The organism is Paenibacillus sp. PK3_47 (assembly GCF_023520895.1).
GTDB lineage: Bacteria > Bacillota > Bacilli > Paenibacillales > Paenibacillaceae > Paenibacillus_AQ.
In genome coordinates, this window is record NZ_CP026029.1 from 4847369 (window position 1) to 4870075 (window position 22707).

General features: G+C 52.2%; 18 protein-coding genes. 8 read left to right on the forward strand and 10 right to left on the reverse strand.

Features of this window, described 5'->3' with window-relative positions:
- Window positions 1-109: 109 nt before the first annotated feature.
- The 5 genes from C2I18_RS21085 to C2I18_RS21105 all read left to right on the forward strand — a co-directional run bounded on the left by C2I18_RS21085 (window position 110) and on the right by C2I18_RS21105 (window position 4724).
- Window positions 110-766 (forward strand): response regulator transcription factor, encoded by a 657-nt coding sequence (locus tag C2I18_RS21085; RefSeq protein ID WP_249897691.1) that lies wholly within the window; start codon window positions 110-112, stop codon window positions 764-766.
- A gap of 68 nt (window positions 767-834) precedes the next feature.
- On the forward strand, window positions 835-2052 hold the full coding sequence (locus tag C2I18_RS21090) for an aminotransferase-like domain-containing protein (protein WP_249897692.1): 1218 nt from the start codon (window positions 835-837) through the stop codon (window positions 2050-2052).
- 323 nt (window positions 2053-2375) lie between these two features.
- The gene (locus C2I18_RS21095) at window positions 2376-2597 is read left to right on the forward strand and encodes a hypothetical protein (protein WP_249897693.1); all 222 of its coding nucleotides are present in this window, start codon (window positions 2376-2378) and stop codon (window positions 2595-2597) included.
- Between the two features lie 627 nt (window positions 2598-3224).
- Complete coding sequence (locus C2I18_RS21100) at window positions 3225-3929, forward strand: ABC transporter ATP-binding protein (RefSeq protein ID WP_249897694.1); 705 nt, start codon at window positions 3225-3227, stop codon at window positions 3927-3929.
- Between the two features lie 30 nt (window positions 3930-3959).
- Window positions 3960-4724: a hypothetical protein gene (locus C2I18_RS21105; protein ID WP_249897695.1), complete on the forward strand. Its 765-nt coding sequence runs from the start codon at window positions 3960-3962 to the stop codon at window positions 4722-4724.
- Window positions 4725-4733: 9 nt separating this feature from the next.
- On the opposite strand, the gene C2I18_RS21110 is transcribed toward C2I18_RS21105, so the two are convergent.
- Window positions 4734-5555, reverse strand: coding sequence for a DUF2161 family putative PD-(D/E)XK-type phosphodiesterase (locus C2I18_RS21110; protein WP_249897696.1), 822 nt, complete (start codon window positions 5553-5555; stop codon window positions 4734-4736).
- A gap of 144 nt (window positions 5556-5699) precedes the next feature.
- On the opposite strand from C2I18_RS21110, the gene C2I18_RS21115 reads away from it, so the two are divergent.
- Complete coding sequence (locus C2I18_RS21115; protein WP_249897697.1) at window positions 5700-7595, forward strand: PrkA family serine protein kinase; 1896 nt, start codon at window positions 5700-5702, stop codon at window positions 7593-7595.
- Between the two features lie 88 nt (window positions 7596-7683).
- Here the strand turns inward: C2I18_RS21115 and C2I18_RS21120 are convergent, their stop codons facing one another.
- The 5 genes from C2I18_RS21120 to C2I18_RS21140 all read right to left on the reverse strand — a co-directional run bounded on the left by C2I18_RS21120 (window position 7684) and on the right by C2I18_RS21140 (window position 15697).
- Entirely contained in the window at window positions 7684-10074 is a 2391-nt protein-coding gene (locus tag C2I18_RS21120; RefSeq protein WP_249897698.1) for a helix-turn-helix domain-containing protein, read from the reverse strand.
- 96 nt (window positions 10075-10170) lie between these two features.
- On the reverse strand, window positions 10171-11052 hold the full coding sequence (locus tag C2I18_RS21125) for a carbohydrate ABC transporter permease (protein ID WP_249897699.1): 882 nt from the start codon (window positions 11050-11052) through the stop codon (window positions 10171-10173).
- A gap of 18 nt (window positions 11053-11070) precedes the next feature.
- A complete protein-coding gene (locus C2I18_RS21130) occupies window positions 11071-12033 on the reverse strand; it encodes an ABC transporter permease (RefSeq protein ID WP_249897700.1) in 963 nt (320 codons plus the stop codon).
- A gap of 75 nt (window positions 12034-12108) precedes the next feature.
- The gene (locus C2I18_RS21135; RefSeq protein ID WP_249902194.1) at window positions 12109-13722 is read right to left on the reverse strand and encodes an extracellular solute-binding protein; all 1614 of its coding nucleotides are present in this window, start codon (window positions 13720-13722) and stop codon (window positions 12109-12111) included.
- Between the two features lie 229 nt (window positions 13723-13951).
- Window positions 13952-15697 carry a glycoside hydrolase family 2 protein gene (locus tag C2I18_RS21140; RefSeq protein WP_249897701.1) on the reverse strand — a complete coding sequence of 582 codons (1746 nt, stop codon included), beginning with the start codon at window positions 15695-15697 and terminating at the stop codon, window positions 13952-13954.
- Window positions 15698-15839: 142 nt separating this feature from the next.
- Here C2I18_RS21140 and C2I18_RS21145 point away from each other — a divergent pair, with 142 nt between their 5' ends.
- Window positions 15840-16688, forward strand: coding sequence for an AraC family transcriptional regulator (locus C2I18_RS21145; protein ID WP_249897702.1), 849 nt, complete (start codon window positions 15840-15842; stop codon window positions 16686-16688).
- 103 nt (window positions 16689-16791) lie between these two features.
- Here the strand turns inward: C2I18_RS21145 and C2I18_RS21150 are convergent, their stop codons facing one another.
- Entirely contained in the window at window positions 16792-17529 is a 738-nt protein-coding gene (locus C2I18_RS21150) for a hypothetical protein (protein WP_249897703.1), read from the reverse strand.
- 471 nt (window positions 17530-18000) lie between these two features.
- Between C2I18_RS21150 and C2I18_RS21155 the strand changes: the two genes are divergently transcribed.
- Window positions 18001-18960, forward strand: coding sequence for an acetylxylan esterase (locus C2I18_RS21155; protein WP_249897704.1), 960 nt, complete (start codon window positions 18001-18003; stop codon window positions 18958-18960).
- 72 nt (window positions 18961-19032) lie between these two features.
- Here C2I18_RS21155 and C2I18_RS21160 read toward each other — a convergent pair whose 3' ends face one another.
- From C2I18_RS21160 to C2I18_RS21170, 3 genes are all read right to left on the reverse strand, one after another.
- Window positions 19033-20565 carry a DUF3502 domain-containing protein gene (locus C2I18_RS21160; protein ID WP_249897705.1) on the reverse strand — a complete coding sequence of 511 codons (1533 nt, stop codon included), beginning with the start codon at window positions 20563-20565 and terminating at the stop codon, window positions 19033-19035.
- A 138-nt stretch (window positions 20566-20703) separates the two neighbouring features.
- Window positions 20704-21588: a carbohydrate ABC transporter permease gene (locus C2I18_RS21165; protein WP_249897706.1), complete on the reverse strand. Its 885-nt coding sequence runs from the start codon at window positions 21586-21588 to the stop codon at window positions 20704-20706.
- An 11-nt stretch (window positions 21589-21599) separates the two neighbouring features.
- Window positions 21600-22580 carry an ABC transporter permease gene (locus C2I18_RS21170; RefSeq protein ID WP_249897707.1) on the reverse strand — a complete coding sequence of 327 codons (981 nt, stop codon included), beginning with the start codon at window positions 22578-22580 and terminating at the stop codon, window positions 21600-21602.
- Window positions 22581-22707 lie beyond the last annotated feature (127 nt).

The following is a 22707-nucleotide window of genomic DNA, read 5'->3' on the forward strand; positions in this document are numbered from 1 at the left end:
TGACAGAACATTGACAACAGCCATCCTTGCTTGCGTGATATACGGAAACGTGAACCATACGTCTTCCACTCTGGGTAAATTTTAGATAAAGCAGGAGGTAAGTGCGTTAATGATGAAAGTTTGGCGGGTGGTCATCGTGGGATGTCATCCCACAAGTATGCTGGGAACAAAACTGATATTGGAGGAAGGAGGAGAACTGGAGGTTCTGGGGATGTATTCGTCCTGGAACGAAGGCGTTTACAATATACAGGAAATGCAGCCCGATCTGGTTCTGATGGACTATCAGATGCCGGAGGGGAATTTACAGGGCATCCTGCCTGAGATAAAAAGCAATGCGCAGCACGCTCACTGTATTGTTATGACCGAGGAAGAGGATAAGGACATGTTCCTGCCGTTAATCGAGCTTGGCGCAAGCGGTGTACTGTCCAAAGGGGCGTCACCCCGCCAGCTGCTGCTGATGATTGACGGGCTGCGCGAGGGATTTCTCTCCATCCCGCTCGACTGGATTGAAAAGGGCTTCCGTCCGCCGACCTCCTCAAAGGGGCTCAGCGGCGTTATGCAGCTTACCCAGACCGAACGGTTTATTATGGAAAGGATTGTCCAGGGCATCACTTATGACAAAATCGCACAGGAAATTGAGGTCAGCAGACGTTCGATCGATAATTATCTGCGGAAAATCTATGTGAAGCTGGATGTGACCACAAGAGCACAGGCGATCGAGAAATTCGCTCTTCATGCAAACCAGAGTAAGCAAATGTACGCATAGCACCTGTAATACGACATATAGCCGGCCGGTGCGGAATATGGTTGGTATCAGGGAAAAGGGGGGAGCGCATGAAATATGAGTTTTCTGCCCGCGCACATACGCTGGCATCTTCACAGCTGCTTAGCATCCGTACAAAGACAAGACGGGGCGGTCTGATCTCGCTTGCCGAAGAACTGCCTGCAGAGGAACTATTCCCGCTGCCGCTGCTTGCCGAAACAGCCTCCACCGTGATCTCCGCAGACAGCGGAGCACTTCAGTATGGCGATCCGGAAGGGTACGGCCCGCTTCGGGACTGGCTCACCGGGGATTGGCTGAAGTCAAAAGGGGTAACTGCTCCGGAAGGCGGAGTTCTTCTGACAACGGGAAGTCAACAAGCTATTGATCTGCTGACCAGAGTATACATAGATCCCGGAGACCGGGTACTGGTCGAAAATCCAACCTCGCCCGGCATCCTGCAGGCACTGCGAATGCAGGGGGCTGTCATTATTCCGTTAAAAGGGGACCGGGAAGGTCTGCTGCCGGACCATCTGCGCACGGCAATCCGCCAGCACCGGCCCAAAATGTTGTTTGCCACGCCGAGTTTTACGAACCCGAGCGGCATTCTATGGAGCCTGGCACGGCGCAAGGAAGTGCTGGAGCTCTGCGTAGGACATCATGTGCTGATTGTGGAAGATGATTCATATGGAGATTTGCATTTTCATAGACACAGCGGCCAGCCGTCTGTACATTACCCTTCTCTCTATGCACTGGAGAACGTTAGTGAGGGCGGGCATGTGCTCTACATCGGCTCTTTCAGCAAAACCGTTGCGCCGGCGCTGCGGACGGGCTGGGCAGCAGGCAGCCGGGAGCTGATCGGGATGATGGCCGCTGCCAAGCAGATGGCCGACTGGCAGTCCAGCTCGCTGAACCAGCGGCTCCTGCATCATCTGCTGGATGCTACAGCCTTTGACCTGCGCGAGCATATTGCGCTGCTGAACCGCGAGTATAACACCCGCCTGAAGCTGATGGCAGAGCTGCTGAAACGCCCGGCCTGGAAGCACAGCAGCTATGAAATGCCGGAGGGCGGCATGTTCCTGTGGGTATCGCTGCCGGAAGGGCTCGACGCGATGGCGCTGCTGAAGGCTTCACTGCTCAAAGGCGTAGCCTTCCTGCCCGGTCCGCTGTGCTCTGTCCATGGCGGCAGCGACCATATCCGCCTGAATTTCACGCATCCCGGGAGGGATGAGCTGCTGCTCGGCATGAACCTGATGAGCGAGGCGGTTACGGAGTTTACGGCCCGGAGCTGACGGTAAATATGTGGGAGCCGTGGTTACATTGCCCGGACTTCCTGGGCCGGAGTGCCAGCGGTGGGGCTGTTGCAGAGGTGGATAAGTACCGGGGACTGCAGGATAAAGCTAAAGTGTAGTAAGGCCAGCTGCGGTAAGCGTTGATTGAGGCAAGGGTTGGCTGAGGTAAGAGTAAGCAAGGGTAAGAGTGACTACGGTAAGTAGAATTTATAGTAAGAGTAAAGTGTGATTAGGGTGTGCTGAGGTAAGAGTCACTGTGTTAAGAGTAAGCTGCGCTAATATTAGAGCAGCCATCCCTGCCAATTGTGGTAGAGAGATGTACAGTGGATCTGCTGCATTTTGTGCAGCAGATTCTTTGTTTTTGGCATGAATTATTGGATCTGCTGTATTTTGTACAGCAGATTTCCATGGATTCGCTGATTTCAGCCGATATTAGGAAATCTGTTGTACAAAGTGCATTTAGTAGTGAAAACTCCGGATTTTTAGCCGGATTCTGCTGTATGAAATGCTGTAGTTTGTATTTTGCAGAGCATCCGTTATCGTGAAGGAGTCAGGTGAAGACTGCTGATGATCTGTTGCGGTGTGGTAGTGCGGCTGATCACAAGCTTGAAGCTGAGGTGGGAGTAACTAATCTGGGAGGATTAAACGTAGGGAACCCATTTGAGAGGGCTAATCTGAGGAAAACCAGACGGGAGAACAAAAATCAGAGCAAGCAACGGGGGAATACGCCGATAACTGCATTTTCTACACCTAAAAGGCTGCAAAAAGAACGATATGGAGCTTTAACTGTATTCGGTACAAGTAAAATTGCTGGAATAGCTGTTTAGACGGAATATGGGGATTTTTAACTGCACGATCTGCAATTAAAGCCCTCACGGTCCAGAAAAAAGCCGTTTTAGCTGTACGGAATACAATTAAAGTTTAAGCACGGGGCTCACCGCAGATGAGGTTGACTCCTCTATTGCAGCAGTAACCTATAGTTTGTTGGGCAGGCCCCCCGTTTAACCGGGGGGCTTTTTTTGCGTTGGCAGGGTAATCATGCATGAGAAGCATTGTGAAAATATGTACATTTGATGAAGCTGCAGGGATTTTGTGGAAACGGGAGGTCTAACGGAGGAAAGCTGCTGTTAAAGGGCCTGAGAAGAGAAAGGAACGGAAAGGGTGTCTGAGAGATGAATGCTGTGGAAAACGTACTGGAGTGTCATGCGCTGACCAAAAGGTATGGCCGGAAATACGCGCTGAACGGAGTAGATTTGACTGTGCCCAGGGGGCGGATCATGGGCCTGCTGGGGCCGAACGGTGCCGGCAAAACGACGCTGATGAAACTGATTGTTTCGCTGCTGAGGGACTATAAGGGAACGGTTGCGGTATGCGGCAGGCCTCCCGGCGTGGAGACCAAACGTATGGTAGCTTATTTGCCGGACCACGAATTTTTGTATCCCTGGATGACGATTGAAGAGTGTATAGCGCTGTTTCATCATGCTTTTAGTGACTTCCGGCGGGACAAGGCCTATGAAATGACCGGGCAGCTTGGCCTTAACGTACGGGATACCATCAAAACGCTGTCCAAAGGCATGAAGGAGCGTGTAAGCATTTCGCTGACCTTTGCGCGTAAAGCAAGCCTGTATGTGCTGGATGAGCCGCTTGCAGCGGTGGATCCTTCCACACGCGATAAGATCATGGGAATTATTCTCGATAACTTTGACGGGGAGAGTTCCATACTGATCAGCACCCACCTGATCCAGGGCGTGGAGCCTTTATTCACGGATATTGCCATTGTGAACGAAGGGCAGATTCAGCTGCAGGGCAGCATTGAGGAACTGAAGCGGGGATACGGGATGCCTATCGAGGATTTGTTCAAGCAGATTATCCGTTGATTCAGAACATTACAGAGAGGGAGTTCTACAATGATCTTTGCTCATCAATTCAAAATCGAATGCAGAAGGCATCTCGCGGTGTTCGCTACGCTGACGGCTGTAAGCGGCCTGGCCAATCTGTATTTCTTGTTCAGCAGCAGTCAGGATATGGCTTTCCTGATTCTTATGGTGAATATGGTTATCGGCATTCTGATCCCTGTATACATTTACATGGATTATTACCGGGAGTTCTTCCAGGGAACGATGCCGCTCAATCATATGCTGCCGGTCCGGACTTCTACGCTGTTCGCCGTAAAATCGGTCGTGTTCCTGCTGGGGGCTGCGGCCGTCTGGGCTGCTGCGCTGCCGGAAGTATTTGCGAACCCGGACGGGTTATATCAGATGCGGATTGCCGGGTCAGCCAGTCCCGCGCTTGGTGTGCTCTATCTGGTATTATCCAAGCTGTGCAGCCTTCCTGCGGGACTGGCACTCATGGGACTGGCGCTGGCAGCAGGGAAAAGGCTGCGCAAGCCGCTGTTCAGCCACCTCTGCATAGCAGCTTTGCTGCTGCTGGTCGTAGGACTCCAGTTTGCTTTTATTATTAAAGGCAGCTGGCACTGGGGGATCGGCAGCTCGTCCAATGAGGCCTACAAGCAATATGCCAATCTGCTCAGCGTCAGCCTGGCCAGCCCGTCCCCGGCTGCCGACATTAACGAGACCATCCAGTGGCAGTCTGTGGGAATGAACCTGCTGGTCATGGGCCTGGCGGGGAGCGGAGCTGCCCTGCTGTTCAATTCCAGGAAATATGAGCTGTGACAATTAAGCTCAGGATTGGCCGCTGCCGTTCCCGGCGACGGCTGCGTATTCCACCAGCGCCGCCATGCCCGCCGGCGTGAGCAGGTACCGCCCGCGGTTCACCCGTGTGAACCAGCCGTAGTAGTTGCGCTGCAGAATATCCGCAGCGCTCGGCACCCCGCTCCGCCGGCGCAGCTCGGCGGGCGAGACCCCTTGCTTGCCTGCTGCTGCGGCAGGCAAGCCGAGCACGGCATCGCCCAGCGTCTCGGACGCTGCCGATGCCTCCGCCTGGGCCGCCGCTGCACCGGCGGCTTCGGCCACCGCGGCCTGCAGCGCAAGCGCCACGCGCAGCGCCTTCTCGCGGTAGGCAGTCACGAGCTTGACGCGCGTGCTGCCTCCGGTGTTATAGTCCCCGCTGCGCTCGCGGAACTCATAGAGCAGGCGCTCGCGCTTCCGGGCAGCGCTGCGGACACGCGGCGGCGCGTCGCCAGGCTCCGCCAGCACCTCGACCAGCGGCTGCTTGGTCTTGTAGAACACAACGGTGATCAGGCCGAGCCCGAGCCGCCGGCACAATCCGGTGATCTCGCCCCAGCGCTGATTGACCGCGCCTTTTTTGTCCCGCGAACGTTCTACGGCGAGGTAGACGACGGGGCTTAGGCGGAGGCGTTCGACCCCCTGCAGCAGCAGGGCGAGGTTGAACGTCTTTTTCATCTCCACAATCAGCGGCTCCGCTTCATCCTCACGGACCCCGACGAGATCACAGGTGCGCACCTCTCCTTTGATGGAATAGCCCTGCTGTTCAAAAAAAGCCTTTAAAGGAGCATACAGCTCCGTCTCATGTCTGATCGCCACACTTGTCACTCCTGACCTGATTTTAACGATTCTCTATTATAGCACAGCAAAAAAGAGGTCAACTATTCCGGGTTCCCGCATAGTTATGTAATACACTTTTAAAGCTGGTGGAGCAAGTAGGAGCGCAAGAGGAGGCAGCGAACAATGGATATATTTGAGCGTATAGCTTCGTATCGGGCTGAGAACGACCGTTTGGCGTGGAGCGGCACCTTCAAGGAGTATATAGAACTGCTGAGAAAAGACCCCTCTCCCGCAAAAACGGCTCATTCCCGCGTATACGACATGATCAAGTCACACGGCGTAGAGGACATTAACGGACGCAAACGGTATAAGTTTTTTGAGCAGGAGATATTTGGTCTCGACCGGGCGGTGGAGAAGCTGGTGGAGGAGTATTTTCACTCGGCAGCACGGCGTCTGGATGTCCGCAAACGGATTCTGCTGTTAATGGGACCGGTCAGCGGCGGTAAATCGACCATTGTCACTTTGTTAAAACGCGGCCTGGAGCAGTACTCGCGTACAGCTGAAGGTGCGGTATATGCGATTGAAGGCTGCCCGATGCATGAAGACCCGCTGCACCTCATTCCGCTGGAGCTCCGGCCGGAAATCGAGCGTGAGCTGGGGGTGCGGATCGAAGGCAATCTCTGCCCGTCCTGCCAGATGCGGCTGAAGAATGAATACGGCGGCGACATCGAGAAGGTCAAGGTTGTCCGGGTGCTGCTGTCGGAAGAGGAGCGCGTCGGTATCGGGACCTTCAGCCCGTCCGATCCCAAGTCCCAGGATATCGCCGACCTGACAGGCAGCATCGACTTCTCGACCATTACCGAATTCGGTTCGGAATCCGATCCGCGGGCCTACCGGTTTGACGGGGAGCTGAACAAGGCCAACCGCGGGGTTATGGAATTCCAGGAAATGCTGAAATGCGATGAAAAGTTCCTCTGGAACCTGCTGTCCCTGACCCAGGAAGGTAACTTCAAAGCCGGGCGGTTTGCCCTGATCTCGGCGGATGAAATGATCATCGCCCATACGAATGAGACCGAGTATAAATCCTTTATTTCCAATAAAAAGAACGAAGCGCTCCAGTCCCGCATGATCGTCATGCCTGTGCCTTATAATCTCAGAGTGTCGGAAGAGGAAAAAATCTACGCCAAGCTGATCGCCCAAAGCGACATGAAGCATGTGCATATTGCGCCTCATGCACTGCGTGCGGCGGCGATTTTCTCCATCCTGACCCGGCTGAAGGAGAGCAAAAAGCAGGGCATGGACCTGATCAAAAAACTGCGGATGTATGACGGGGAAGAGGTCGAAGGCTACAAGGAAGCCGATCTAAAGGAGATGCAGACCGAATATCTGGATGAAGGGATGTCCGGCATTGACCCGCGGTATGTCATTAACCGGATTTCCAGTGCGCTGATCAAGGGCGATCTGCAGTGCATGAACGCGCTGGATGTGCTGCGGGCGATCAAGGACGGTCTGGACCAGCATCCTTCGATTACCAAAGAAGAGCGCGAGCGCTATCTGAACTTCATTTCCATTGCCCGCAAGGAATATGACATTCTGGCCAAAAGCGAAGTGCAGAAGGCCTTCGTGTACTCTTTTGAAGAATCGGCCAAAACGCTGTTCGAAAATTATCTCGATAATATTGAAGCCTTCTGCAACTGGACCAAAATCCGCGATCCGCTGACCGATGAGGAGATGGAGCCGGATGAGCGGCTGATGCGTTCCATTGAAGAGCAGATCGGCATTTCCGAGAATGCCAAGAAAGCCTTCCGCGAAGAGATTCTGATCCGCATTTCCGCTTACTCCCGCAAGGGAAAGAAGTTCGAGTACAACAATCATGACCGGCTGCGGGAAGCAATTGAGAAAAAGCTGTTCGCCGACCTGAAGGATATCGTCAAAATTACCACGTCTTCCAAAACACCGGATGAAAGCCAGCTCAAACGGATCAATGAGGTCAGCAGACGCCTGATCGAGGAGCATAACTACTGCCCGATCTGCGCCAATGAGCTGCTGAAATATGTCGGAAGCCTGCTGAACCGGTAAGCGGAAACGGGAAGTGACGGACGAAGGCATCAATCTATAAAAGTGTGCCTGCCGGTGATGCTTGCCGGACGTGGCACACTTTTATTGTTTAACACACAGGTTTACTTGAATCCTGCCTATCATTGCTCCCCGAAACCGTCTCCCGGTATTTTCCCGGCGTTAAACCTTCTACTTTCTTGAAGACCCGGATAAATACAGTATCACTTGTATATCCGACTTTACTGGCGATTTGAGCGTTGGTCAGCTGAGTGTCCGCCATAAGCTTCTTGGATTGATTAATACGGACCCTTGTCAGGTAATCGCTGAAATTCCAGCCGCTCATCTTTTTGAAAAATTGCGAGATGTATGGTGAGGTAATCTGCAAATGTTCCGATAAAAGGTTCAGGCTCATATTGGGGTCTGCATAATTTTCATCGATGTACAGCTGGATCTGCCGGAGAAGCTGTTCGCTGTGGTCACGCCGTTCCAGCTTAAAGGATTGGGTGACGGCCACAAACAATTCCTTAGTCTTTGCAAACATCTCGTCGGTGGATCTGCAGGACAGCAGCAGACGGACCGGGTTGATCTCGGTTTCCCCGAATCTGCGCAGCGCCTGGGCATCCGAGTTCAAGATCCGGAGCAAAGTCCCGGAGAGGCTGAACAGCAGGCATCTCCCCAGTTCGGGAGCAATCCGTTCACTCCGGAAATTCATATCAAACAACGTGGTAAGCAGCAGGACCACCTGGTCTTTGTCGCCGCTCCGGATACAATTGATCAGCTGCAGTTCAGTTTCGACAGGGTATTGGTAATGCAGCTTCTCGTGACGGATGGAATGGAAATAAAATATGGACTGCTCCCGGCTGATCAGCTTGTATTCCAAGGCAGCGGTGGCCTCCAAATATGCTTCCGCAATTTGCTCCAGGCCTTGGTGCACCATACTGACGGCAAAGCTGGTCTTCAGGTAAAAGCGGTCCCCGAGCAATCCATGCAGCGTGGTAAAAGTGCTCTTGATCCGGCTGCTCTGATGATCCGGCGGGTCTGCCGCCAGATTCAAAATTAATGCCAGCCGGTCCTTCTCCAGTTCAACCGGATGAACAATGGCTTGAAGGTCAACAAGGGAGTCTTCAGCCAGGTTGGCGATAATAAAACGGGCCAGTGCCCATTGCTTTTCACTCTGGTCGGGCGTGAACGTGGACAGACTGTCGATCTGCACAAGGATCACAGCGAACTCAGGATGCGGAAAATGAATTTCCATAAATTCCAGCGACTGCTCCAGCTGCTTCGGGGGCTCGAAATAGCCCTGCATCAGCCTGTGCAGGTAAATAGAGCGGAGCAGGGGCAGCTGCTGTGCCAGTCTGTGTTTCACATCCTTTTCTTCATTCCAGGACAGCTTAACCATCTCCATAATGTAGTCAAGCTCATTCACGGAAGGCTGATGCGGTTTGGCTGTTCCCTTTGATAGCGTTTCCATGATTTGTTTGATCGGAGAGTAATTTCTGTAAGCAATGCGGTAAGCGGCAATGCTTCCGACTAACAGGAACAGGGACAGAACGGCAAATGCAAAAAACTTCATCTCATTCATTCTTTTTGCATAAAGCTCTGTGGGCATGGCAGCAATATAATACCATCCGACTTCCTTGGAAGTTGTATAGGATACAATGACATCCTGCCCGTTCAATGTGTGGTTGAAAAATCCCGAGCCGGATGTCAGTTTGTTCAGAAGAGAATCCGGCAATGATGCTGCACCGGGTGTGCTGCTGATCAGCTGATGTTCTGGAGTAACAAGGTAAATAGAGCTTTGATTAGCGAGTTCAATCTGCCGGGTCATATCCTGTATTTTGGATTCGTCGATCAGGATGGTCAGGTTGCCTTTGATATCAGTAAGCTCATTAGCCGGCAGCGACTGCATGAAGGGAATGACCTTTACAGTAGCTTCGTTAACACTGGCGCTATGCCGCAAAGCTGAAGCCGGGAGATAAGCCTGGTTATGATAACTAAGCAGCTGTCCCTGCCATTCTTTGAAGCTGAGGGAGTCAAAATGATAATAGTAATTATAAAAGCTCTGTACGTCAGTTACGAGATTCGGCTTAATTACGGAACGGCTCCGGTCCAGATAAATATAAAAATCATAGATAAAGCTGTTACTGACTACACTGGGATACGCTGTTAAATATTCTTTGGTGAACTGTACCAGCTGATAGTGCTGAGAGAGATCTTCACTGCCGTTTTCCAGAAGATAACGTAATTTGGGGTTGAGCATAAATTGCCGCAGCAGCTGCTCTACTTCCTTGAAGTTACTGTCCATATGAAGGCGAAGCTGCTCCAGCATGGCACGGTTGGAATGTTCTGCGTCAGTTTTAACCATTTGTTCGTTATTCGTGTAGAGCGCAAACCATAAGATGACGGGCAGCAGAATAAGCAGGAAATTGGATACCAGCATCTTGACAAACAGGCTTTTTCTGCTGCTTCCGGCGTTCACTTTTCGAACAATGGAGAACAATATAGATCACTCCTGGATAATATGAATACTTGCCCTGTCCCTGTTAACCTACTAATTCGGAAAGAGCAAGCATGTCTCCTCCACAACCCTTAAAAATTATTCTTTTAACGCACCGATCAGAACGCCGTGCACAAAGTATTTTTGCAGAAACGGATACAGGACCAGGATAGGCAGAGTCGATACTATAATGGTGGCGTACTTGATTGTAATACCGATATCCAGACGGTCACCGGCCGCTGCTCCGGTCATCATGTTGTCTGTACTGTTGGAAATCAGAATCTCCCTGAGCACCAGCTGGAGAGGGAATAACTCACGGTCACGCAAATAAATTAATGCGCTGAAATAGGAATTCCAATGCCCGACCGCATACCATAAAATCATAACGGCTATGACAGGCATGGATAGTGGCAGTATAATCCTCATCATAATCACCCAGTCATTCGCCCCGTCAATGCGCGCAGATTCCTCCAGGCTCACCGGTATGCCTTGAAAAGCGGTCCGCATAATGATTAAGTTAAAAGAGCTGATGGCACCGGGCAGCAGGAGCGCCCAAGGCGTGTTCAGCATCCCCAGATTATTGATCAGCAGGAAAGACGGGATGAGCCCCCCGTGGAACACCATGGTAATGACGATAATCAGCATAATCCAGTTTTTGAAATAGACGTTGCGGCGGGAAAGCGCATAAGCGCCGAGTGTTGTCATAATCAGGTTGATGACCGTGCCTGCCGTCACATAGAACAGCGTGTTCCGGTAACCGGTTACAATCATCGGGTTTTCGAGCACCGCTTTATAGGCATCCAGGCTGAACCCCTGCGGATAGAACAACAGGCCGCGGAACCGGGCGATTTCAGCAGGATTGCTTAGAGAAGCAAAAACAATATAAATGAACGGATACAGTGTGACCAGACAAAGCAGCAGCATAAAACACAAGTTGAACCCCTTAAATATGCTTTCGCCGAGAGTACGTTTATAGATCATTGTTGTCGTTTCTCCCCTTTACCACAGGCTGTTCTCGCTTACCCGTTTGCTGACCGTGTTGGCGGCTGTGAGCAGGATAAAGCTGATGACCGAATTGAACAAGCCCACAGCAGCGGAATATCCGAAATCGGCACCAAGAATCCCTTTTCTGTATACATAGGTTGAAATAACGTCAGCCGTTTCATAGGTCAGCGGATTGTACATCAGAATAATTTTTTCACTTCCGACGGAAAGCATCGATCCGATGTTAAGGATAAGCAAAACGACGATCGTTGGCATAATGCCAGGAATGGTCACATTCAGGGTTTGCTTCAGACGGCCTGCACCGTCGATGCGTGCCGCATCGTACAGGGAAGGATCAATAGTAGACATGGCAGCAAGATAAATGATGGAGCCCCAGCCAATTCCCTGCCAGACTTCAGAAGAGATGTAGAGAGGACGGAACCAGCCCGGCTCCTGCAGGAATGCGATCGGCTCTGCTCCGAACATGCCGAGGATGTTGTTAATCAGACCGTCGCGTGCCGCAAAATCGACAATCATCCCCACTACGACGACAATGGAGATAAAGTGGGGCAGGTAACTGATGGTCTGCACGACCCTTTTAAAGAGAACACTGCGCAGCTCATTGAGCAGCAGAGCCAGAATGATAGGGGCGGGAAAGGCAATCAGCAGCTGATACATATTGATCATTAAAGTGTTGCGGATCAGCCGCCAAAAATAATGGTTTTCGAAAAAATTCTGAAAGTGGGCGAAGCCGACCCAGGGACTCCCCATAATGCCGTCCGCGATCCCGTAATCCTTAAACGCAATGAGCAGGCCATACATCGGTGCGTAATGGAACAGGCCGTAATAAGCGATAACGGGGAGAAGCATAAGGTAAATATAGCGGTTCCGGATCATGTCTTTTTTAATGATTTTCCACTTGCTGTCTGCGGGGACTGTGCTTGCTGCGGCTTGCATCTTCTTCTCCAGTTCAGGCATGGAATTCTCCCTCCCAAAAAAATTTCCGGAATGCGAAATGCAGTCTTTTTTCCGTATTCCGGACGTATGCCATGTTTATCTATTGTTATAGCGTTCCAGGGCGGCTTGCTGGATTTGGATTGCTTCGTCAATTCCCAGGCCTTTAAGCGTTTCTACAAATTCATCAAATTTGTCCAGCGGCTCTGCTCCCATAATAAATTTCAGCATCATTTCGTCCTTGTATGTGTTCACGTCAGTCATGATGGACGCATACCGGCTGCTGTCTTCCGCAGCGATCGTGGACGGAGGCATTCTCTTCTCATGTGTAGGGGAGGACCACAGCTCCATGGCTGCTTTTTGCTCCGGTTTGGTTGTGTACTGCTCCGAGTGGCGTTTATCCTGTACAAAAGGACCAGATGTGGCGCCCATGACATGCTTTCTGAAAGCCTGGGAAACCGGCAGCCCATCCGGATTCTTCAAGATAAGATCCGTATATTTTGGCTGGTTGTCGACCATCGTGTAGGTTTCGCCTTCTTTACCAAAGTTCATAGTGAGCTTTCCTTCATCGCTGTACAGATAGTCGAGAAACTTAACCGTCTCAACCACGTTTTTGTTGCTTCCGGTGATTGCTGTGAAGATGCCGGTAACAGCATTGTCGCCGTATCCGAATACCGGCTTCTCGCCGGGATTCAGGGTCGGGTAAACAGTTCCGGCAATTTTAAATTCCGGCTGACTTTCCTTCATCAGGTCCATATATTTTCCGATTCCCCCGTTAAGGAACAGAACCGCAGACCCGACCTGGTTGCCGGTTATTTTTGCATCCCTCATTTTGTTGTCGGTGGTGGCAAAATCTTTGTCGAGCAGTCCTTCGCTGTACCACTGGTTCATTGTAGCCAGATAGTCCTTGAATCCGGGTTCAATCGGGCCGTACTTGACAGTGTTATTCTCCTGAAAGAAGTCGTTGGGGGTTCCGAACGCACCGGCAAAAGCCAATTCACCCGCCGGAATCAGAATCGGAATTTCATCGGCCTGGCCGTTGCCGTTAGGATCCTGCTCTTTAAACGCTTTCAAAACGGTGTACCATTCATCAATGGTTGTAGGGGAAGCTAAATTCAGCTTATCCAGCCAGTCCTGGCGTATCGCAGGCCCCAGAAATACCTGCTGCGTAATATCCTCACGGATAAATGGAAAACCAATGATGTTGCCGTCATCCGTTGAGCTCATTTTTCTCCATTCCGGATTGGCATCGAGCAGTTTTTTCAGATTGGGGGCATGATCCAGATAGTCATTCAGCGGAACGATTTTTTTGTCCCGTATTGCTTTCTGCGCTCCTCCGGGGTAAAGGTTCCATCCGTAGTCTACAACATCAGGCAGTGTATTGGAGGCTACCATCAAGTTGAACTGCTCGGCAAGCTGACCCTGCGCCGGGTGCTGGAATTCAACCTGGACGCCGGTTTTGGCCATGATTTCTTTCCAGGCGGTAACCTCCCCGTAGCTTTTCATGATGGCGGCGGCGTCCGGAAACAGTTCCACCCAATAAGACAGCTTCGTTAATTTTTGCGTCTGCTCCGCCGGTCCCTGTTTGCCGGATGACGGTTCGTCGGACGCTGTTGTCGCCCCTCCGCCGCATGCGGACATTGCAGATGCTGCCAGTGTCAGTACGGCCAGAACAGTTACCAGCCGGCCTGTCTTTTTCTTGCGCATTGACATGTTCAAATTGCCAACCCCATTCTAATTAATATTGTCGGGAGCGGTTCTTGCATTCTTGCAGAATAAAATCTATTGAATCTGCGGCGGGCCGTTCTCCCTGCACCGAGTATACGTAAGGGAGGGAATGCGGGATATCATTCATTGAATAGATGGGCTTACAATGTTTAAGATCAGGGCCTGGCAAAACTTAATGTACAGTGATCATTTTTAAACTGGCTCGACATAATTGTTATTTCAGTGTGGAGCCCCAACTGTAAGGGTCTGTACATTCAGTGTAAATACCCTTGACCACACGGTAGGCGAGTTTGGGTTTGCGGTATTCGGTAACAAGCCCTTTGTTATTGAAGGAGCGCGCGCGGTCCCTGAAATGGGGCTGATAGCTGAGCAGCTGCCCCCGGGTATCCGCAAACTGCCATACATAAGTTCCGCTAATCCGTGTGTCGCTGCGGAAGAGCTTCAGGGCTCTGCTGAGGATTTCCGCCTGATAGTCTTCACTGAATAGACGCGGCTCCCAGCCGGAGTCGCCGTGTATGCCTGCTCCGCCGAATTCGGTCATAAGCACAGGGGTATCCTCTGCTCCGTACGCCTTGCACCGCTCGTGAAAAGTGGCAAGCATCTCTTCAAACCCGGCATGTCCGAAATACCATCCGTCATAATAGTTGATTCCGATTACATCGAACAGCCCCAGGCAGATATCAGTCATAGGGTGCATGGTGGCATAAGCTACAAGCCGTGACCGGTCCTTGCTCCGGACGAGCTCTGTCATCTTGACGGACAAGTCATAAGCCTGCTTGGAGCGTGTATCGATTTCATTATGAACGGACCAGAACAGGATGGAAGGATGATGCAGATCACGGTCAACCATCTCACTCATCATAGTCAACGCCCGGTTAACAAAAATAGGGTCGCCGGTATGCTCCGCAGGAAATGCGGCACCCCAGATGGGAATCTCGCCCCAGAAGAGCACCCCGCGTTCGTCCAGCAGATCCAGCCAGTATTCACTCTGCGGATAATGGGATCCCCGCACAGTGTTGCAGCCCATCTGCAGAATGATGTCCAGATCCTTGGTCATCAATTTATTGGGAAAAGCGAAGCCCCACTCCGGATGCTCCTCGTGACGGTTCACCCCCTGCAGATACAGCTCCTTGCCGTTCAGCAGGATCTTCTTGTTCCGTGTCTCCACGGTACGGAATCCGATACGGTCTGTCTTGTCATCCCGGCCGGCTACAGCACGGATCATGTAGAGCTCGGGATTCTCCGGTTCCCACCTGGTAAGTCCTGTCCAGGCCTGTTCCACATTCAATTCCACAACTCCGCCGGCATCAAGGCGTACGGTCTCGGAATGGAAGATTTCCCCGTTGCGGTAGAGAGAAACAGGCACCTCTGCAGCATGGTCTGACAGGGAGCGGAGGTTCAGCAGCACCCGGACGCCGGCACTGGATTCTCCGGTCATAGTGTAGGTGATGCGCAGGCCTTCAATGGACACCTCAGGCAGGATCTGCATCTCTACAGGCCGGATAATACCGCCGTAATGGAACCAGTCCACAATGTGGTACGGTATCGTGTTGAGTGTAAGCGTACTGTCCGTGCGGACGATGAGTTCGTGGACGCCTGCCGCTGCGTTGGGGACCGTAAAGTCAAAAGGCGTGTAACCGCCGTAATGGTATCCTAAATGGCGTCCGTCCCAGTATACATCAGCATGTCCCAGAACAGCGTGAAACAGCAGGCGGAGATGGCTGTCATCCTCCAGTGTTACCCGGGTCCGGTACCAGGCGACCCCTTCGTATTCAAATTTGCCGAGCTCATTATTCCAGCATGCCGGCACCGGCACCTGACCGGGATTGGCCGGGAAGCTCTTGTTCCACTCTTCGGATAACCCGACATTCTCCTTGTCAAAAACGAAATCCCATAATCCGTCAAGCAGCTGAGAATTCCGCAGCCTGTGCTGTTGAAAGGTCCGAATCAAATTCATCATCTCCAATACATTTGATAGGGGTATGAAGAGTTCATACCTCTTATGATCGGAGTGTAGCACTGGTAGCGGCAGAGGGACAATGGCAAAAACAATCGGAATCGTTTATCATAATCGATACAAGATGGTTGGGGGAGGAAGAGCCATGGATTATGCAGCGGGGAATTTGACGGCACATTTGCATTGGGTAGTGGCCAAGCCGGCCGTGCCGGGCTGGGAGGATATCCGTCAGACCGTTTCCGGCCATACCCTGTATTACATCTACAGCGGAGAAGGCGTATTCCGGTGCGAGGAAGAGGAGCTGGAAGTGGAAGCGGGCACAGTCGTATACCTTTGGCCCGGGTTACCTCTCTATATGAAGTCTTCCGGATCGCATCCGCTGCGGATGACCATGCTGCTATTCGACTGCGCTTCACTGCAGAAAACCGGGGAAGAATGGGGAATCCCGGAGCCAGTTGAAAGGCTGCGGCTGCCTTTATTGATGCCGCTGACAGGCGAGCGGATGCGAAGGATCGCCGGACTGTTCCAGGAGGCAGAGCGGCAGTGGATCCCCGGGGATCCCGTGCGGGATGCCCGGGTGAAATCGGTGTGGCACTGCCTGGTTCAGGAGCTGCACGAGGCAGCGGAGGAAGAAGAGTCCGGGAGCAGGGAGAAGGGTATAACAGCAGCGCTCAATCTTTTAAAGGACTATCTGGATACAGGCTTTGCCGCAGAGCTGCGCATTACCGAATTATGCGAGCAAACCGGTTTCTCTCCCGTCTATTTGCGCAGAAATTTTGCATCCCGGTACGGCTGCAGCCCCAAGGAGTATCTGGGTCAGCTCCGCAACGAACATGCTGTCCGCCGGCTCCGCTTCACGGATGATTCCGTGTCGGATATAGCCAGTGCCTGCGGTTACTCTGATTTGTACCAGTTCAGCAAGGCGTTCAAAAAGCGCAATCACATGTCGCCGACTGAATACCGGAGCAAGCAGGGGGGACACCGCTTTGACTGAATGTCTTCTGCCTGCATTTTAATTAAAGAAGGAGTATCTCCGGGCCGTTCATTATGGCTGGGAGATACTCCTTTTTGATGCTTGTAAGTACGTGCTGTACGGCTTATTCGGCCCCGTCCTTGGTGGATTCATTGCCCTTGCTGCCGCCGACCGCAAATCCTAATCCGCCGCTATAATTTCCTACTTGGCCGGTAATGCCGAGTCCGGCGCCTTGACCGCCGCCAAACTGGGCTTGTGCTTTAGCTCCCAGGCCGTTTTCGCCGCCAAGCTGCAGCCCGGTGTTGAACCCGGCGCCTTGGCTCAGGCCCAGATGGCCTTCGGCATTCGCCTGCAGCCCGTATGCTCCTCCTACATTAGCCTCTGTATTAAAGCCTGCGCCCTGTCCGCCGCCGATCTGTGTTTTAGCCTGCGCATTAATCCCGTATTTGCCGAGGGCATTAGCTTCGGTATTCACTCCAAATCCCTGGGCTGTATCCAGATGGGCAGTACCCTGTGCCTGTATTCCGTAGGATGGGGAGCCCAAATGGCCGTTTGCGTACATTCCTGCGCCATTTTTGGCTACATGTCCGCCTGCATTCACACCTGCACCATGCTTGCCGAAAACTTCCCCGCCGGTCTGCACATTCAGCCCCTGTCCGCTGCCAACGCTTGCACTCATATGGCCATCGACCAGCTTCTTGGCGGTTGCAGAAGGAGTGCCAGCCGGCTGCTGGCCTGCCGGACTGCTCTCCGAGCGGTGAAGGTGGTAGTAGTGGGAATAAGGGAAGGGAGCAGGAATAGCGGATTGGGGATAAGCGGCCGGGGAGTTGGGGAAGTTCGGATAATCGTTAACAAAGGTCATGCGGGATACCTCCATTTTTATCACAAGTATTATGTTAGCCTATTCATTATGGTGATCATCTGACACCCTTGTTTTTGCGCAAAACAGGAACAAAAACCCCAGTCCGTCGTTCAATCCATTTCACTAATCTATTACTTCGCCGGGCTAACGGACCGTAGTTCCGCTATTTCTGCTCAAACGCACCTTTTTCGCAGAAATAAGGGAACCTGGGTCCGTTAGCGGGAGTGGCGCGGGCGTTGGTGCGAAGCCGAAGCATGGATGACGGTTAGTTTCAAGAACAAAGCCGGGTTGTGAGGTGGCGGATGGCGCACGGCGAAGAGAGGCGTTATGTTGAAGGCGAATGGTAGTTGACGGAAGACAGGGGCGGCGGAAGAAAAAGACAATTTGTAATTTGGTCTAATACCCAGGAGGCATGTCTGCGATTATAATATGGGATAGCAAGATACCTATTGTTGAAAGGATTGTTCGTACATGCCATTGGTGGATATGCCTCTTGAACAGTTGAAGCAGTATGAAGGAAGAAATCCGCGGCCCGCTGACTTTGATGCTTACTGGGAACGGGCGCTGGAGGAGCTTGAAGCTGCAGATGCCAATCCCGAGCTGATCCCAAGCGCTTTTCAGACGCCGCAGGCGGAGTGCTTTGATCTTTATTACACTGGAGTACGCGGCGCGCGTATTCATGCCAAATACCTCCGGCCCAAGAAGAGGGACGGATTACAGCCGGCGGTTCTGCAATTTCACGGCTATACGGGGGATTCCGGAGACTGGCAGGACAAGCTGGCGTATGTGTCGCTGGGATATTCCGTACTCGCGCTGGATTGCCGGGGGCAGGGCGGAGCTTCGGAAGATACCGGAGGTGTGAAGGGGACTACGCATAACGGACATTTTATCCGCGGTTTGGATGACCACCCTGACAATTTGCTGTTCCGCCACATTTTTCTGGATACGGTCCGGCTGGCCAGAATTGCGTTTGAACTGCCGGGAGTCGATCCTGAACAGGTGTACGCTATGGGCGGTTCACAAGGGGGCGCGCTTACTATCGCCTGTGCAGCACTCGAGCCGCGGATCAGGAAGCTTGCAGCAGTCCATCCGTTCCTCAGTGATTATAAGCGCGTATGGGAGATGGATCTCGACAGGGATGCCTATCAGGAGCTGAATACGTTCTTCCGCAAGTTCGATCCGCTGCATGAGCGTGAGGATGAAATTTTTGAAAAGCTCGGTTATATCGATATTCAGCATCTGGCCGGCCGCATTCAAGGAAAGGTATTGTTCACCGTCAGCATGATGGATACCATCTGTCCTCCTTCGACACAGTTTGTAGCCTATAACAAAATTAAAGCACCTAAGGAACTGCTCATCTATCCGGACTTCGGGCATGAGTATCTCCCGGGCAACGCAGACCGCACGATGCAATTTTTCCTGCAAAAATAACAGCTTTACACAAACAGCAGGCAAGCCCCTTTAGAAGGAGGCTTGCCTGCTGTTTCTATGCGGACGGTCACACTATTGCTGCTGTTTGGCGTACCATTCGGAGAATTGCTTTTGATACTCGGCAATATATTTGTCAATTCCTGCAGCCTTCAGACGTTCCAGCGCTTTCGGGAATGCTTCGTCATATTTGCTGAAGCCGCTGCCGATCGGGGCGAGATATTCGGTGAATACACCGTTCAGCTTGGTTTCTTCGTTCTTGACCGGTGTGTTGTCGAAGTTAAAGCCTGCGCCTTTGGAGATAATCGCGCCATCGTCCCATGCTTTGTAATCGGCAATGACATCATCCGGCACGGTGTTGTCGAATCGCATGAAGTTTTTGTTCATCAGCAGCCAGTCGGGAATCAGCGAATCTGTAGTAAGCTTCGTCAAGCGGCCGTTCTCATCCAGGGTATAGTCGGTTCCTTCAACGCCATAAGCGAATAAGTCGTACAGCTCCTGGTTTTTTTGCAGCAGGTTGAAGAACATGACGTAGCGTTCAGGGTCCTTGGCAGCGGTGGAGACAAAGAAGGCGGAGCTGTAGGTACCGCGGCTGATCTTCGGCCGTCCTTCGCCCAGGAAGTAGTTAACCAGCTTGGCATCAGGCACAGCCTGGGAGATGGTAGCAGCCCCTTCAAAAGGACGGGCGGCCGTACCGGCCCAGAACATCGCTTTGCCGGAGTTCCAGTCAGACTGCAGCTGCGGCACATTGGTGGCGGCATATTTAGGGATAATGCCTTTTTCGTACCAGCCGTGCATCAGATCTGCGTAACGTTTAAATTCCTCGGATTCGAACCAGCTGATAATCTGATCATCCTTGGCAGACTCGTCAAGCGCAATGAAGTCATTTTGCCAATACAGGTTCTTGTCGGTGTAGTCATACTGCAGCATTCTGCGGGCATCGGTATTAGCATATCCAATCAATTCGGGATGAAGGGCATGAACCTTGTCGTAGAACTGCTCCAGCTCGGCCAGTGAGGTTACCCGGGTCATCCCGGCCTCCTCCAGCAGATCCTGTCTCACCAGCACGCTGTAAAATTCCGCCGAGTTCGGCTTGTTGCCGACAGGAATCGCATACTGCTTGCCGTCCAGCTGGAAGGCGCTGAAGGAAGCCTCGTCAACATTGCTGCTGAGATCAGCCGCAGCGTCCAGATAAGGGGTCAGATCAGTGTACAGTCCTTTAGCCACGGATTTGACCATATAGTTGCTGTCTGTGTAGGTGGCGAAATCTTCGCCCGTGGACAACATCAGATCCGTTTTGCCGCCGCCGTATTCTGTCCAGGGCAGAAATTGAAATTCAACCTCGGCGTTGATTTCCTGTTTGATGATCTTGTTGAACTCGGTTTTGGCCAGCTCTTTCATCCGGTTGGACTCGTCACCGTACAGGACGATTTTGAGCTTGGCAGGGGCCAGGCTGCCGCCGCCTTCACTGCTGCCTGCAGCTGAGGTAGTGCCGTCATTGCTGTTTCCTGCATTCGGGGTAACGCTTTCATTATTCCCTTGGGAACAGGCGCTTAGCAGGAATGCGGCCGACAGGAGCATACTTAACCAACCTTGTTTCTTTTTCATGATGAACCCTCCTGGATTAGTCTTATAGGTAAAAGCATATATTGCAACGGCCGTGCTCCCTTACTGCCTATTGTACAACAGGTTAGAGCGGGGGAGCAGCAGCCGCATGCAAACATCGGTAATACAAACTGGCAGCGGTCAGCCTTTCACGGAGCCTACAACAATGCCTTTGACGAAAAATCGCTGAAGAAACGGATACAGAACCGCAATTGGCAGAACGGTCAGACAGGTCATGGCCATTTTGGCTGTTTCCAGCGGCGGAGCGATGATCGCGCCACCGACCTGTGCGGCATTGCCGGATGCGAGGAACTGAATGTTTGCCATCATGTTGTACATCAGGTACTGGATGGTGTAGAGCTCCTGATCGGAGACCAGCATCAGCGGCAGATAAAAGTCATTCCAGAACTGCAGCGCATAGAACAGGGAGATCGTAACCAGACCGACCCGGCCAAGCGGGACCATGATACTGAAGAAAATCCGCAGATGGCCAGCGCCGTCAATTTGGGCCGATTCCACAATCTCATGCGGAATGCTGCGGAAGTAGTTGGCCATCAGGAACATCAGGAACACGCTGAGCAGGTAGGGAACGAACAAGCCGAGCAGCGTGTCGCCCAGATGATAATACTTGGTGCTCAGCAGGTACCACGGCAGCGTCCCGCCGCTGAACAGCATAGTGAAATAGGCAAAGAAGGCGAAGAAGTTTTTCAGCCGGAAGCCTTTGACCGAAATCACATAGGCATAGGCGGTGGTGACCAGCACAGCTGACACCGTCCCCAGCACCGTTACGATCACGGACATGGAGTAAGCCTGAAGAATCTGCTGCGCTTTGGAGCCGAACAGGAATTCATAGGTTTCCAACGTAAAGCCCCGCGGCCAGAAGGAGTAGCCTTCAGCGGCGATTCTGGATTCCGTGGACAGGGAGCCGGATACGGCCAGCACAAACGGCACCAGACAGATCAATGAGAATATGGCGATACAGAAGTAGAAGAATATGAGCAGACCCTTGCTCTCGGTATTTGGCATTCTGCCGCCTCCTAAAATAGTTTGCTGTCTTTGTCATACCAGCCGGCCAGCTTGTTGGCCGCCAGCACCAGAATGAATCCGAAGACAGATTGATAAAGTGTGATTGCGGATGCAAAGCCGAACTCGCCGGAGCGGATGGCTGTGCGGTAGACATAGACATCGATGATATCGGTTGTAGGGAGCAGCAGCGGATTGAGGAACGTAACCCCCATAATCATGCTGAGATCCCCTTTCAGCATCCCCCCGATGTTCAGCAGCGACATCAATATAATAGAAGGAATCAGCATCGGCAGCGTGATTTTGGTGATAATCTGCCACCTGGATGCCCCGTCGATCTTGGCAGCCTCGTAGTAGGAGGTATCGACACCCTGCAGCACTGCATAATAGATAATCGCGCCGTAGCCGGCACTTTTCCAGATATTCGCCAGCACAAGGATGATCACGAACAGCCATGGACTGGAATACCAGTCGACCTGCCCCCAGCCAAGCGTAGTTAAGAGCTGATTGAATATCCCTTTGTCGTAATCGAGCAGGGAGAAGAGGATCGCCCCGATAATGATCCAGGATATAAAGTAGGGGAAGAACATTACGCTCTGCGTGACCTTGATAAACCATTTACTGCGCAGCTCATTCAGAATAATGGCAATAGCCACGGAGAAAAAGGTGCCGGTCAACATATAAAGCGCATTCAGAATAACCGTGTTGCGGGTCGCCCGCAGCGCATCCTCCATGCTGGAGAAGAAAAACTCGAAGTTGGAGAAGCCCGCCCAGGGGCTGCCAAAAATTCCGTCATTAAAGTTGTAATTTTTGAAGACCAGAATCAGTCCGCTCATCGGCAGGTACGCGAAAAGAATCAGTACAATGATGCCCGGCAGGGCGAGCAGGTACAGCGAGCTGTCTTTCTTGAGCGAATTGCGGTAGCTTCGGGTCCGGGCTGTGCCGGTTTTTAGTACCTGCCGCCTGGCCTTCTCGGGTATTGCATCTTGCATCATAAACCGTCCACTCCTTCTTGGTAGCGTTATCATTTTAGTCAGCTCCCGTGTTCCGGGAGAGCGTATCTACATGGCCAGCATATAGCCGCAAGTCATGATAGCGCTATCATAAGAAACGGAAAAACGT

Excerpts from the sequence above, each read along its gene's own strand:
- C2I18_RS21085 (WP_249897691.1), top strand. The coding sequence starts at position 110 with ATGATGAAAGTTTGGCGGGTGGTCATCGTGGGATGTCATCCCACAAGT.
- C2I18_RS21090 (WP_249897692.1), top strand. The coding sequence starts at position 835 with ATGAAATATGAGTTTTCTGCCCGCGCACATACGCTGGCATCTTCACAG.
- C2I18_RS21100 (WP_249897694.1), top strand. The coding sequence starts at position 3,225 with ATGAATGCTGTGGAAAACGTACTGGAGTGTCATGCGCTGACCAAAAGG.
- C2I18_RS21105 (WP_249897695.1), top strand. The coding sequence starts at position 3,960 with ATGATCTTTGCTCATCAATTCAAAATCGAATGCAGAAGGCATCTCGCG.
- C2I18_RS21115 (WP_249897697.1), top strand. The coding sequence starts at position 5,700 with ATGGATATATTTGAGCGTATAGCTTCGTATCGGGCTGAGAACGACCGT.
- C2I18_RS21125 (WP_249897699.1), bottom strand. The coding sequence starts at position 11,052 with ATGATCTATAAACGTACTCTCGGCGAAAGCATATTTAAGGGGTTCAAC.
- C2I18_RS21130 (WP_249897700.1), bottom strand. The coding sequence starts at position 12,033 with ATGCCTGAACTGGAGAAGAAGATGCAAGCCGCAGCAAGCACAGTCCCC.
- C2I18_RS21135 (WP_249902194.1), bottom strand. The coding sequence starts at position 13,722 with ATGTCAATGCGCAAGAAAAAGACAGGCCGGCTGGTAACTGTTCTGGCC.
- C2I18_RS21140 (WP_249897701.1), bottom strand. The coding sequence starts at position 15,697 with ATGATGAATTTGATTCGGACCTTTCAACAGCACAGGCTGCGGAATTCT.
- C2I18_RS21145 (WP_249897702.1), top strand. The coding sequence starts at position 15,840 with ATGGATTATGCAGCGGGGAATTTGACGGCACATTTGCATTGGGTAGTG.
- C2I18_RS21150 (WP_249897703.1), bottom strand. The coding sequence starts at position 17,529 with ATGACCTTTGTTAACGATTATCCGAACTTCCCCAACTCCCCGGCCGCT.
- C2I18_RS21155 (WP_249897704.1), top strand. The coding sequence starts at position 18,001 with ATGCCATTGGTGGATATGCCTCTTGAACAGTTGAAGCAGTATGAAGGA.
- C2I18_RS21160 (WP_249897705.1), bottom strand. The coding sequence starts at position 20,565 with ATGAAAAAGAAACAAGGTTGGTTAAGTATGCTCCTGTCGGCCGCATTC.
- C2I18_RS21165 (WP_249897706.1), bottom strand. The coding sequence starts at position 21,588 with ATGCCAAATACCGAGAGCAAGGGTCTGCTCATATTCTTCTACTTCTGT.
- C2I18_RS21170 (WP_249897707.1), bottom strand. The coding sequence starts at position 22,580 with ATGATGCAAGATGCAATACCCGAGAAGGCCAGGCGGCAGGTACTAAAA.